General features: G+C 70.9%; 11 protein-coding genes. All 11 read left to right on the top strand.

Translation table 11 applies throughout. From position 1 onward, the window contains the following. Positions 1 to 114: 114 nt before the first annotated feature. The 11 genes from uvrC to AC51EU_RS19970 all read left to right on the top strand — a co-directional run bounded on the left by uvrC (position 115) and on the right by AC51EU_RS19970 (position 12,141). The gene (uvrC, locus tag AC51EU_RS20020) at positions 115 to 2,139 is read left to right on the top strand and encodes an excinuclease ABC subunit UvrC (protein ID WP_496268377.1); all 2,025 of its coding nucleotides are present in this window, start codon (positions 115 to 117) and stop codon (positions 2,137 to 2,139) included. 59 nt (positions 2,140 to 2,198) lie between these two features. Further along, positions 2,199 to 3,089, top strand: coding sequence for an RNase adapter RapZ (gene rapZ, locus AC51EU_RS20015; RefSeq protein WP_496268379.1), 891 nt, complete (start codon positions 2,199 to 2,201; stop codon positions 3,087 to 3,089). After that, positions 3,086 to 4,147, top strand: coding sequence for a gluconeogenesis factor YvcK family protein (locus AC51EU_RS20010; protein ID WP_496268376.1), 1,062 nt, complete (start codon positions 3,086 to 3,088; stop codon positions 4,145 to 4,147). The genes rapZ and AC51EU_RS20010 overlap by 4 nt, the downstream gene beginning before the upstream one ends. After that, positions 4,138 to 5,127, top strand: a complete 990-nt coding sequence (gene whiA, locus AC51EU_RS20005; protein WP_496268375.1) for a DNA-binding protein WhiA — start codon at positions 4,138 to 4,140, stop codon at positions 5,125 to 5,127. The genes AC51EU_RS20010 and whiA overlap by 10 nt, the downstream gene beginning before the upstream one ends. Before the next feature lie 281 nt (positions 5,128 to 5,408). Further along, positions 5,409 to 6,413 carry a type I glyceraldehyde-3-phosphate dehydrogenase gene (gene gap / locus AC51EU_RS20000; protein ID WP_496268374.1) on the top strand — a complete coding sequence of 335 codons (1,005 nt, stop codon included), beginning with the start codon at positions 5,409 to 5,411 and terminating at the stop codon, positions 6,411 to 6,413. Between the two features lie 108 nt (positions 6,414 to 6,521). Continuing rightward, a complete protein-coding gene (locus tag AC51EU_RS19995) occupies positions 6,522 to 7,733 on the top strand; it encodes a phosphoglycerate kinase (protein ID WP_496268373.1) in 1,212 nt (403 codons plus the stop codon). 6 nt (positions 7,734 to 7,739) lie between these two features. Then, a complete protein-coding gene (gene tpiA, locus AC51EU_RS19990; protein WP_496268372.1) occupies positions 7,740 to 8,516 on the top strand; it encodes a triose-phosphate isomerase in 777 nt (258 codons plus the stop codon). Between the two features lie 192 nt (positions 8,517 to 8,708). After that, positions 8,709 to 8,945, top strand: a complete 237-nt coding sequence (gene secG, locus AC51EU_RS19985; protein ID WP_274916296.1) for a preprotein translocase subunit SecG — start codon at positions 8,709 to 8,711, stop codon at positions 8,943 to 8,945. Positions 8,946 to 9,103: 158 nt separating this feature from the next. Then, positions 9,104 to 9,439, top strand: coding sequence for an RNA polymerase-binding protein RbpA (locus AC51EU_RS19980; protein WP_496268371.1), 336 nt, complete (start codon positions 9,104 to 9,106; stop codon positions 9,437 to 9,439). Between the two features lie 195 nt (positions 9,440 to 9,634). Next, complete coding sequence (pgi, locus tag AC51EU_RS19975; RefSeq protein ID WP_496268378.1) at positions 9,635 to 11,287, top strand: glucose-6-phosphate isomerase; 1,653 nt, start codon at positions 9,635 to 9,637, stop codon at positions 11,285 to 11,287. A gap of 194 nt (positions 11,288 to 11,481) precedes the next feature. Further along, positions 11,482 to 12,141, top strand: coding sequence for a hypothetical protein (locus AC51EU_RS19970; protein ID WP_496268370.1), 660 nt, complete (start codon positions 11,482 to 11,484; stop codon positions 12,139 to 12,141). Positions 12,142 to 12,181: the final 40 nt, after the last annotated feature.

Genomic DNA, 12,181 nt, shown 5'->3' with positions numbered 1-12,181 from the left:
GGGGGCCCCGGTCCGCCGTCCGGGACGGACCGGGGCCCCCGCCGGCCATGGCCGGGCCGGACGGAACGGGCACGGACCCCCGGATTGTCGGTGGTGGTCAGTAGGGTGGTGGTCATGGCAGACCCCAGCAGCTACCGACCCAAGCCGGGACAGATCCCCGACTCGCCGGGGGTCTACAGGTTCCGGGACGAGCACGGCCGCGTCATCTACGTCGGCAAGGCCAAGAGCCTGCGCCAGCGCCTGGCCAACTACTTCCAGGACCTCGCCGGCCTCCACCCCCGTACCCGCACCATGGTCACCACCGCCGCCTCCGTGGAATGGACCGTGGTCACCACCGAGGTCGAGGCGCTCCAGCTCGAATACAGCTGGATCAAGGAGTTCGACCCCCGCTTCAACGTCAAGTACCGCGACGACAAGAGCTACCCGTACCTCGCGGTCACCCTGAACGAGGAGTTCCCCCGCGTCCAGGTCATGCGCGGCGCCAAGAAGAAGGGCGTGCGCTACTTCGGCCCCTACGGCCACGCCTGGGCCATCCGCGAGACCGTCGACCTGATGCTCCGCGTCTTCCCCGTCCGCACCTGCTCCGCCGGTGTCTTCAAGCGCTCCGCGCAGATCGGCCGCCCCTGCCTGCTCGGCTACATCGGCAAGTGCTCCGCGCCCTGCGTCGGCCGGGTCTCCGCCGAGGAGCACCGCGAACTCGCCGAGCAGTTCTGCGACTTCATGGCCGGCCGCACCGGCGCCCATCTGCGCCGTCTGGAGCGCGCGATGCAGGAGGCCGCCGAGGAGATGGAGTACGAGAGGGCCGCCCGGCTGCGGGACGACATAGGCGCGCTCAGACGGGCGATGGAGAAGAGCGCGGTGGTGCTCGCCGACGCCACCGACGCCGATCTGATCGCCGTCGCCGAGGACGAGCTGGAGGCCGCCGTACAGATCTTCCACGTCCGCGGCGGCCGGGTCCGCGGCCAGCGCGGCTGGGTCACCGACAAGGTCGAGGCCGTCACCACCGCCGGCCTCGTCGAACACGCCCTCCAGCAGCTCTACGGCGAGGAGAAGGGCGACGCCGTCCCCAAGGAGGTGCTGGTCCCCGCGCTGCCCGAGCCCGCCGAACCCGTCCAGCAGTGGCTCTCCGACCGCCGCGGCTCCCAGGTCTCCCTGCGCGTCCCCCAGCGCGGCGACAAGAAGGACCTGATGGCGACGGTCGGCCGCAACGCCCAGCAGGCCCTCGCCCTGCACAAGACCAAGCGCGCCTCCGACCTCACCACCCGCTCCCGCGCCCTGGAGGAGATCGCCCGAGCCCTGGACCTGGACTCGGTGCCGCTGCGCATCGAGTGCTTCGACATCTCCCATCTCCAGGGCGAGGACGTCGTCGCCTCCATGGTCGTCTTCGAGGACGGCCTCGCCCGCAAGAGCGAGTACCGCCGCTTCCAGATCAAGGGCTTCGAGGGCCAGGACGACGTCCGCTCGATGCACGAGGTCATCGGCCGCCGCTTCAAGCGCTACCTCCAGGAGAAGCAGCGGACCGGCGAATGGGCCGGCGAGCCGGACGGCACGGACGCGCCCGGCCCCGAACTCACCGACGAGGACGGCCGCCCCAAGCGCTTCGCCTACCCGCCCCAGCTCGTCGTCGTCGACGGCGGAGCCCCCCAGGTCGCCGCCGCCCGCCGCGCCCTCGACGAACTCGGCATCGACGACGTCGCGGTCTGCGGCCTCGCCAAGCGGCTGGAGGAGGTCTGGCTGCCCGATGACGACGACCCGGTCGTCCTGCCGCGCAGCAGCGAGGGCCTCTACCTCCTCCAGCGGGTCCGCGACGAGGCCCACCGCTTCGCCATCGGCTACCAGCGCGGCAAGCGCGCCAAGCGGCTGAAGTCCTCCCCGCTGGACTCCGTCGCGGGCCTGGGGGAGACCCGCCGCAAGGCGCTGATCAAGCACTTCGGCTCGCTGAAGAAGCTGCGCGCCGCGACCCTCGACGAGATCTGCGAGGTCCCGGGCATCGGCCGCAGGACCGCCGAGACGGTCCTCGCGGCGCTGGCCGCCGCCGCACCGGCGGGTCCCGCGGTGAACACCGCCACAGGAGAGATCATGGAGGATGACGGGGCCGCACCGGCCGCGTCACCGCCGGAACGGGGGCAGGACAGATGAGTACACCGCACGAAACGCAGGGAACCGAGAGAGACGGTGCACAGGTGAGTACGGGCACGATGCGCGAGTCCGACCAGGGAGAGAGCGCCGCGATCCCCGAGTTGGTGATCATCTCGGGCATGTCCGGCGCCGGCCGGAGCACGGCGGCCAAGTGCCTGGAGGACCTCGGCTGGTTCGTCGTCGACAACATCCCGCCCGAGCTGATCCCCCCGATGGTCGACCTGGGCGCCCGCTCCCAGGGCAATGTCGCCAAGATCGCCGTCGTCGTCGACGTCCGCGGCCGCCGCTTCTTCGACAACCTCAAGGAGTCCCTGGCCACCCTCGACGCCCAGAACGTCAAGCGCCGCATCGTCTTCCTGGAGTCCTCCGACGACGCCCTGGTCCGCCGCTTCGAATCGGTGCGCCGCCCGCACCCGCTCCAGGGCGACGGCCGGATCGTCGACGGCATCGCCGCCGAACGTGATCTGCTGCGCGAACTGCGCGGCGACGCCGACCTGGTGATCGACACCTCCAGCCTCAACGTCCACGAGCTGCGCGCCAAGATGGACGCCCAGTTCGCCGGCGAGGAGGTGCCCGAGCTGCGCGCCACGGTCATGTCCTTCGGCTTCAAGTACGGCCTGCCGGTCGACGCCGACATGGTCGTCGACTGCCGCTTCATCCCCAACCCGCACTGGGTGCCCGAGCTGCGCCCCTTCACCGGTCTGAACGAAGAGGTCTCCGACTACGTCTTCCACCAGCCCGGCACCAAGGAGTTCCTGGACGGCTACGCCGAGCTGCTGCGGATCGTCGCCGAGGGCTACCGCCGCGAGGGCAAGCGCTATGTGACCATCGCCGTCGGCTGCACGGGCGGCAAGCACCGCAGCGTGGCGATGTCCGAGAAGCTTGCCCGCAGGCTGGTCGCCGAAGGTGTGGAGACCGTCGTCGTCCACCGGGACATGGGGCGCGAGTGACCGGGCGTGCGGTGCGGCTGCGCCGGGTCCGCACCCTGGTGCCCGGCAGCCGCGCGAAGAGGGGTGCCACCCCCAAGGTGGTGGCACTGGGCGGGGGCATGGGCCTGTCCGCCTCGCTCGCCGCGCTGCGGCGGATCACCCGCGACCTGACCGCCGTGGTCACGGTCGCCGACGACGGCGGCTCCAGCGGCCGGCTCCGCGACGAGCTGGGCGTCCTGCCGCCCGGCGACCTGCGCAAAGCGCTCGCCGCGCTCTGCGGCGACGACGACTGGGGCCAGACCTGGGCCCGGGTGATCCAGCACCGCTTCAAGAGCGGCGGCGAACTCCACGACCACGCCGTCGGCAATCTGCTGATCGTCGCCCTGTGGGAACAGCTCGGCGACCCCGTACAGGCACTGGACCTGGTCGGCAGGCTGCTGGGCGCCCATGGCCGGGTGCTGCCCATGTCGGCGGTGCCCCTGGAGCTCCAGGCCCAGGTCAAGGGCCATCACAAGGGCCGCCCCGACGAGGTCGCCACGGTCCGAGGCCAGGCGACGGTCGCGCTCACCCGTGGTGAGGTGCAGTCCGTCCATGTGGTCCCCGAGGACCCGCCGGCCGTCCCCGAGGTGGTCGCCGCGGTCCGTGACGCCGACTGGGTGGTGCTCGGCCCCGGCTCGTGGTTCTCCTCCGTCATCCCCCATCTGCTGGTGCCCGAGCTGCGTACGGCGCTGGAGGAGACCCAGGCCCGCAAGGTCCTCTCGCTGAACCTCGCCCCCCAGCCGGGCGAAACCGACGGCTTCTCCCCGCAGCGTCATTTGGAGGTTTTGGCCCGACACGCCCCTAAACTCGCCTTCGACGTGGTGCTGGCCGACCGGGACGCCGTGCCCGACACCGAAGGTCTGACGACTGCCGCCAAGCAGCTCGTCGGCAGCGAGGTCGAGCTGGCCGCGGTCGCCGCCCGCGGCGGCGACTCCCGGTCCCCGGCCGGCGGCGTTTCCGCCCGGCACGACCCCGAGCTGCTGGCCGCCGCGTACGACCGTATTTTTCGGATGCATGGAAGGATCGGCCCATGGCGATGACGGCAGCGGTGAAGGACGAAATCTCCCGGCTCCCCGTCACCCGGACCTGCTGCCGGAAGTCGGAGGTCTCGTCCGTCCTGCGGTTCGCTGGCGGCCTGCACCTGGTCAGCGGGCGCATCGTCATCGAGGCGGAGCTGGACACCGGCATCGCCGCGCGGCGGCTGCGCAAGGACGTGCTGGAGATCTTCGGACACTCCTCCGACCTGGTGGTGATGGCCCCCGGCGGGCTGCGGCGCGGCAGCCGCTACGTGGTGCGGGTGGTGGCCGGCGGTGACCAGCTCGCCCGGCAGACCGGCCTGGTCGACGGGCGCGGCCGCCCCATCCGGGGCCTGCCCCCGCAGGTCGTCTCCGGCGCGACCTGCGACGCCGAGGCGGCCTGGCGCGGCGCCTTCCTGGCCCACGGTTCGCTCACCGAACCGGGCCGCTCCTCCTCCCTGGAGGTCACCTGCCCCGGCCCCGAGGCGGCACTGGCCCTGGTGGGCGCCGCGCGTCGGCTCGGCATCGGCGCCAAGGCACGCGAGGTGCGCGGGGTGGACCGTGTCGTGGTCCGCGACGGTGACGCGATCGGTGCGCTGCTGACGCGGCTGGGCGCCCATGAGTCGGTGCTGGCGTGGGAGGAGCGGCGGATGCGCCGCGAGGTGCGGGCCACGGCCAACCGCCTCGCCAACTTCGACGACGCCAACCTGCGCCGCTCGGCGCGCGCCGCGGTCGCCGCCGGGGCCCGGGTCTCGCGCGCCCTGGAGATCCTGGGCGAGGAGGTCCCCGAGCACCTCGCGGCCGCCGGCCGGCTGCGCATGGAGCACAAGCAGGCGTCGCTGGAGGAGCTGGGCGCCCTCGCCGATCCGCCGCTGACGAAGGACGCCGTCGCCGGCCGCATCCGCCGGCTGCTGGCGATGGCCGACAAGCGGGCCCAGGACCTGGGCATCCCCGGCACCGAGTCCAACCTCACCGAGGAGATGGCCGAGGGCGTCGTCGGCTGACCGCCCCTGCCCGTCCCCTCGCGCCCCCGGCCACCGTCAGGTACCGGGGGCGCGGTGCGTTCGGAACCGGCCACGGGTGTCCGGAACAGGCCCTATGTCAAATGAGTACAAGGGGCGTCATATGAGTGTCGAATGAGTGCGGGGAGCGTCATATGAGTACGGAGTGCGGCCCGATGTCAATGTCACGTGCGTCTCGTATTGGAGGTAGGGTCGGAGGCGGTCGGGGACAACCCATACAGCTCGCCGGTCTCTGACCGGCGTACCAACGAGGAGATCGGTTCGTGACGATCCGCGTAGGCATCAACGGCTTCGGCCGCATCGGGCGCAACTACTTCCGCGCGCTGCTGGAGCAGGGTGCGGACATCGAGATCGTGGCTGTCAACGACCTGGGTGACACCGCGACCACCGCGCACCTGCTCAAGTACGACACCATCCTCGGCCGCCTCAAGGCCGAGGTGACGCACACCGCCGACACCATCACCGTCGACGGTCACGTCATCAAGGTGCTGTCCGAGCGCAACCCGGCCGACATTCCCTGGGGCGAGCTGGGCGTCGACATCGTCATCGAGTCGACCGGCATCTTCACCAAGCGCGAGGACGCCGCCAAGCACCTCGCGGGCGGCGCGAAGAAGGTCCTCATCTCGGCCCCGGCCAAGGACGAGGACATCACCATCGTGATGGGCGTCAACGAGGACAAGTACGACGCGGCCCGCCACGACGTCATCTCGAACGCCTCCTGCACCACCAACTGTGTGGCGCCCATGGCCAAGGTCCTGGACGAGAACTTCGGCATCGTCAAGGGCCTGATGACCACGGTCCACGCCTACACGAACGACCAGCGCATCCTGGACTTCCCGCACAAGGACCTGCGCCGCGCCCGCGCCGCCGCGGAGAACATCATCCCGACCTCCACCGGTGCCGCCAAGGCCACCGCGCTGGTCCTCCCGCAGCTCAAGGGCAAGCTGGACGGCATCGCCATGCGCGTCCCGGTCCCCACCGGCTCGGTCACCGACCTGGTCGTGGAGCTGGACCGCGAGGTCTCCAAGGAAGAGATCAACGCCGCCTTCCAGAAGGCCTCCGAGGGCGGGCTCAAGGGCATCCTGGAGTACACGGAGGACCCGATCGTCTCCTCCGACATCGTCAACTTCCCGGCTTCCTGCACCTTCGACTCCTCTCTGACGATGTCGCAGGGCAAGCAGGTCAAGATCGTCGGATGGTACGACAACGAGTGGGGCTACTCCAACCGCCTGGTCGACCTGACCGTTTTCGTGGGTGGCAAACTCTGATCGCTGTCCGAGCACGGCACGAGAAGTGAGGACGGGGCCCGTACGACGCGACGACGCGGCGTACGGGCCCCGTTCCATGACGCACCTCACGCAACGGAGTCACTTCCTATGAAGACGATCGACCATCTCATCGCGGACGGGATCGCGGGCAAGCGGGTCTTCGTCCGCGCCGACCTGAACGTGCCGCTGGACGGCACGACCATCACCGACGACGGCCGCATCCGCGCCGTCCAGCCGACGATCGCCAAGCTCGCCCAGCACGGCGCCAAGGTCATCGTCGCCTCGCACCTGGGCCGCCCCAAGGGCGCACCGGACCCGGCCTTCTCCCTCGCCCCCGCCGCCGCCCGCCTCGGCGAACTGCTCGGGCGCGATGTGGCGTTCGCCACCGACACCGTCGGCGACTCGGCCCGCGCCGTCGTCGGCGCGCTGGGCGACGGCGCGGTGGCCGTCCTGGAGAACCTGCGCTTCAACCCCGGCGAGACCAGCAAGGACGACGCCGAGCGCGGCGCCTTCGCCGACCGCCTCGCCGAACTCGCCGATGTGTACGTGGGCGACGGCTTCGGCGCCGTCCACCGCAAGCACGCCTCCGTGTACGACCTCCCGGCGCGCCTGCCGCACGCCGCCGGCGACCTGATCGCCACCGAGGTCGGCGTGCTGAAGAAGCTCACCGAGGACGTCAAGCGCCCCTACGTCGTCGTGCTCGGCGGCGCCAAGGTCTCCGACAAGCTCGGCGTCATCGACCACCTGCTGGACAAGGCCGACCGCATCCTGGTCGGCGGCGGCATGGCGTACACCTTCCTCAAGGCCCAGGGCCACGAGGTCGGCATCTCGCTGCTCCAGGAGGACCAGATCCCGGCCTGCCGGGAGTACCTGGCCCGTGCCGAGGCGCGCGGCGTGGAGTTCGTCCTCCCCGTCGACGTGCTGGTCTCCGCCGACTTCCCGGACCTGAGGACCAAGGCCCCGGCCCACCCGGCCACCGTCGCCGCCGACGCGATCCCGGCCGACCAGGAGGGCCTGGACATCGGTCCGGAAACCCGCAAGCTGTACGCCTCGAAGCTCGCCGACGCGGCCACCGTCTTCTGGAACGGCCCGATGGGCGTCTTCGAACACCCCGACTACGCGAACGGCACCAAGGCCGTCGCGCAGGGACTGCTGGACTCGGCCGCTTTCACCGTCGTCGGCGGCGGTGACAGCGCCGCGGCGGTCCGCCTTCTCGGCTTCGACGAGAATGCTTTCGGCCACATTTCGACCGGCGGCGGCGCCAGCCTCGAATACCTCGAGGGCAAGACGCTCCCCGGCCTCGCCGCTCTGGAGGACTGAACAACCGTGACGGAACGTACCCCGCTGATGGCGGGCAACTGGAAGATGAACCTCAACCACCTTGAGGCCATCGCCCATGTCCAGAAGCTCGCCTTCGCGCTCACCGAGAAGGACCACGAGGCCGTGGAGGTGGCGGTGCTGCCGCCCTTCACCGACCTCCGTTCGGTGCAGACGCTGGTCGACGGCGACAAGCTGAAGATCAAGTACGGCGCCCAGGACATCTCGGCCCACGACGCCGGCGCCTACACCGGAGAGATCTCCGGTCCGATGCTCGCCAAGCTCAAGTGCACCTATGTCGCCATCGGGCACAGCGAGCGCCGCCAGTACCACGGCGAGAACGAGGAGACCTGCAACGCCAAGGTCAAGGCCGCCTACAAGCACGGCCTGACCCCGATCCTGTGCGTCGGCGAGGGCCTGGACGTCCGCAAGGCCGGCAACCAGGTCGCGCACACCCTCGCCCAGGTCGACGGCGCCCTCGACGGCGTCCCCGCCGAGCAGGCCGAGTCGATCGTGATCGCCTACGAGCCGGTGTGGGCCATCGGCACCGGCGAGGTCGCCACGCCCGAGGACGCGCAGGAGGTCTGCGGCGCGATCCGCCGCCGCCTCGCGGAGCTGTACGACCAGGAGCTGGCCGACAAGGTCCGCATCCAGTACGGCGGCTCGGTCAAGTCCGGCAATGTCGCCGCGATCATGGCGCAGCCGGACGTCGACGGCGCGCTGGTCGGAGGTGCCGCGCTGCACGCCGACGAGTTCGTGAAGATCGTCCGTTTCCGGGACCAGTAGGTCGCGGTCGTCGCTATGACGACGGGCCCGGCCCGTCGTACCCTGTCGGGGCCGGGTCCGGCGTTCCACGCGCCTCCCGGCCCCGCACGATTCGCGTCGTCGGGTCGCGAGTCCGTCGCCGCCGGCGGCGGAACGAACGGTTCCGTCCGTCGGCCCTGAGCCGTCCGCCAGTCCTAGAGAGTTGGTCCAGTCGTGGTCATCGGGTTCTCGATCGCGCTCATCATCTTCAGCCTGCTGCTGATGATGCTGGTGCTCATGCACAAGGGGAAGGGCGGCGGTCTGTCCGACATGTTCGGCGGCGGAATGCAGTCGACCGTCGGTGGCTCCTCCGTCGCGGAGCGGAACCTCGACCGCATCACCATCGTGATCGGTCTGCTCTGGTTCGCCTGCATCGTCGTCCTCGGCATCCTGATGAAGCTCGGAAGCTGACATACCGTCGGAGGCGCGGCCTATCATGAGGGCGGCGTCCTGCGACGGGTGGGTAACTCCCGTCAGGGGACGCGCGTTGGGCCTTACACAGATTGAGGCGCCCGCAGCGCAGCTGGAGTGAGACGCTCGCAGCACCGTTACGCAGGGGAGTTACGACCGTGGCAAGTGGCAACGCGATCCGAGGAAGTCGGGTCGGGGCGGGGCCGATGGGAGAGGCGGAGCGCGGTGAGTCGGCACCCCGCGTCCGTATCTCCTTCTGGTGCTCCAACGGGCACGAGACACAGCCCAGCTTCGCCGGCGATGCGCAGGTCCCGGACACCTGGGACTGCCCGCGCTGTGGTTTCCCGGCCGGCAAGGACCGGGACAGCCCGCCCGACCCGCCACGCACCGAGCCGTACAAGACCCACCTCGCGTATGTGCGGGAGCGGCGCACCGACGCCGACGGCGAGGCGATCCTCGCCGAGGCGCTGGCCAAGCTCCGCGGTGAGATCTGACGGACCCACCAGCTCGGCGGCCCGGCAGGAGAACCCTCTCCGGCCGGGCCGTTCGCGTTCCGCCGGCCGGCCGCGCCCCCGTCCGGATACCGGCCCTTCCGGTGACCGGCGGAATACCGGCACCGGTGAGGGGGTTGCGATCATTTAGGTTGGGGCGGCGGGGCCGGTACGAGAAGAAGAAGGCTGATGTCCGAGATGAACGCAGAACGCCGCAGCAGGCTCGACCAGATGCCCGAGTGGGCCGCGCTGGGCAAGCACCGGGAGCAACTGGGCAAGGTACAGCTCCGCGAGCTGTTCGCGCAGGAGCCGGACCGCGCCGCGCGGTACACCCTCCGGGTGGGTGACCTGCACCTCGACTACTCCAAGCACCTCGTCACCGACGAGACGCTGCTGCTGCTGCGCGAACTGGCCGCGGCCACCGGGGTGGCCGAGCTGCGGGACGCGATGTTCCGCGGCGACAAGATCAACATCACCGAGGACCGCGCCGTGCTGCACACCGCGCTGCGCGCCCCCGGCTCCGCGGTCGTCGAGACCGACGGCGAGAACGTCGTCCCCGCCGTCCACGCCGTGCTGACCAAGATGGCGACGTTCGCCGACCGGGTCCGCTCCGGCGACTGGCGGGGCCACACCGGCAAGCAGATCCGCACCGTCGTCAACATCGGCATCGGCGGCTCCGACCTCGGCCCCGCCATGGCGTACGAGGCACTGCGCGCCTACACCCACCGCGAGATGCGGTTCCGCTTCGTCTCCAACGTCGACGGCGCCGATCTGCACGAGGCCGTGCGCGACCTGGACCCGGCCGAGACGCTGTTCGTCATCGCCTCGAAGACCTTCACCACCATCGAGACGATCACCAACGCCACCTCCGCGCGCGACTGGCTGCTCGCCGGCCTGGGAGCCGGTGAGGAGGCCGTCGCCAAGCACTTCGTGGCGCTGTCGACCAACGCGGCCAAGGTCGCCGAGTTCGGCATCGACCCGACGAACATGTTCGAGTTCTGGGACTGGGTCGGCGGCCGCTACAGCTACGACTCCGCCATCGGCCTCTCCCTCATGATCGCGATCGGCCCCGAGCGGTTCCGCGAGATGCTCGCCGGCTTCCACCTCGTCGACGAGCACTTCCGCACCGCCCCGCCGGAGGAGAACGCCCCGCTGCTGCTGGGCCTGCTCGGCATCTGGTACGGCAACTTCTGGGACGCCCAGTCGCACGCCGTCCTGCCCTACAGCCACTATCTGTCCCGCTTCACCGCCTACCTCCAGCAGCTGGACATGGAGTCCAACGGCAAGTCCGTGGACCGCGAGGGCTCCCGGGTGCGCTGGCAGACCGGCCCGGTGGTCTGGGGCACCCCCGGCACCAACGGCCAGCACGCCTACTACCAGCTGCTCCACCAGGGCACGAAGATGATCCCGGCCGACCTCATCGGCTTCGCCCGGCCCGTCGACGACCTGGAGCCCGGCACCGCCGCCCAGCACGACCTGCTGATGGCCAACCTCTTCGCCCAGGGCCAGGCGCTGGCCTTCGGCAAGACGCCCGACGAGGTCCGCGCCGAGGGCGTCGCCGAGGAACTGGTCCCGCACCGGACGTTCCAGGGCAACCACCCCACCACCACCATCCTGGCCAAGGAGCTGACCCCGTCCGTCCTGGGCCAGCTGATCGCCCTCTACGAGCACAAGGTGTTCGTCCAGGGCGCGGTGTGGAACATCGACTCCTTCGACCAGTGGGGCGTCGAACTGGGCAAGGTCCTCGCCAAGCGCGTCGAACCGGCCCTCACCGAGGGCGCCGACGTCCCCGGCCTGGACGCCTCCACGGCCTCCCTGGTCGCCGCCTACCGCGAGATGCGGGGACGCTGACCGGCGCCGGCCGTCCTCCCCGTCCCCGCCCCGGAACCGTCGCATAAGATCCCCGCGAAGATCATCTGTGGGTGCGGACGGGGGAGACGGCCATGGCCGGTACGGGGAGACGATCCGGGCGGAGCCCGCTGTGGCCGCACCACGCGGCCCGGCGGGTGTTCCGCCCGGGATGGATACCCGAGCCCCTCGATCCCGTGGTGGAACGCCTCAAGCGGCTGCGGGTCGTCGCCGGGATGCTCGTGACGACCGGCCTGTACACCTTCGTCGCCCGGGACTTCGACCTCACCGAGGCGCTGGAGAACCTGCTGGTCGCCAGCGCCGTCCTGCTGGTCGTCGCGCCGCTGTCGGTCGGATCGCTGATGCTGGTCTGGCGCCGCGAGGCGCCCCTGCGCCCGCTGCGGCCGGGGCTGCTCGGCGCGCTCCGGCTGCTGCTGACCTTCGTCGCGGCCGCCGTCACGACGTGGCTGCTCCTGCAGAACAGGGCCTACCCGCTGCTGCTGGGCCCCGTCGCCCTCTGGCTGGTCTGGTTCGTGGGCGCCGCCGCCGTGCGGATCACCGGCAACTTCTTCGGGACCGCGGCCGTCCACCGCTGCCTGCCCCCGGTCCTCGCCGCGCTCACCTCCTGGCTGACGGCGGTCCCGGACCTGGTGACCGGCGATCTGCACGGCCTCGGGCTCACCCTGGGCGTGGTCTTCGTCCTCGGGGCCCCGGTACTGGTCACCGTCCTCGCCCTGTACGAACTGCGCCGCACCCGCCGCCTGACCGGCCTCCGCCTGCGGGACCACCCCGCCGCACCGAGGGCGCGGGCCGCCGCGCCCCCGCCCGGCCGCCCGGCGTACGAGCGGTCCGCGTAGGACACGCCGAAGGGGCCCGTACCGGAGATCCGGTACAGGC

The organism is Candidatus Streptomyces philanthi, from assembly GCF_059553635.1.
The sequence above is the reverse complement of the archived record's forward strand: the minus strand, read 5'-3'. Positions and strand labels throughout refer to the sequence as shown.

What these genes read in the sequence shown, in the direction of transcription:
- uvrC (WP_496268377.1), top strand. Translation starts at nt 115, where the DNA reads ATGGCAGACCCCAGCAGCTACCGACCCAAGCCGGGACAGATCCCCGAC.
- rapZ (WP_496268379.1), top strand. Translation starts at nt 2,199, where the DNA reads ATGCGCGAGTCCGACCAGGGAGAGAGCGCCGCGATCCCCGAGTTGGTG.
- whiA (WP_496268375.1), top strand. Translation starts at nt 4,138, where the DNA reads ATGGCGATGACGGCAGCGGTGAAGGACGAAATCTCCCGGCTCCCCGTC.
- AC51EU_RS19995 (WP_496268373.1), top strand. Translation starts at nt 6,522, where the DNA reads ATGAAGACGATCGACCATCTCATCGCGGACGGGATCGCGGGCAAGCGG.
- pgi (WP_496268378.1), top strand. Translation starts at nt 9,635, where the DNA reads ATGAACGCAGAACGCCGCAGCAGGCTCGACCAGATGCCCGAGTGGGCC.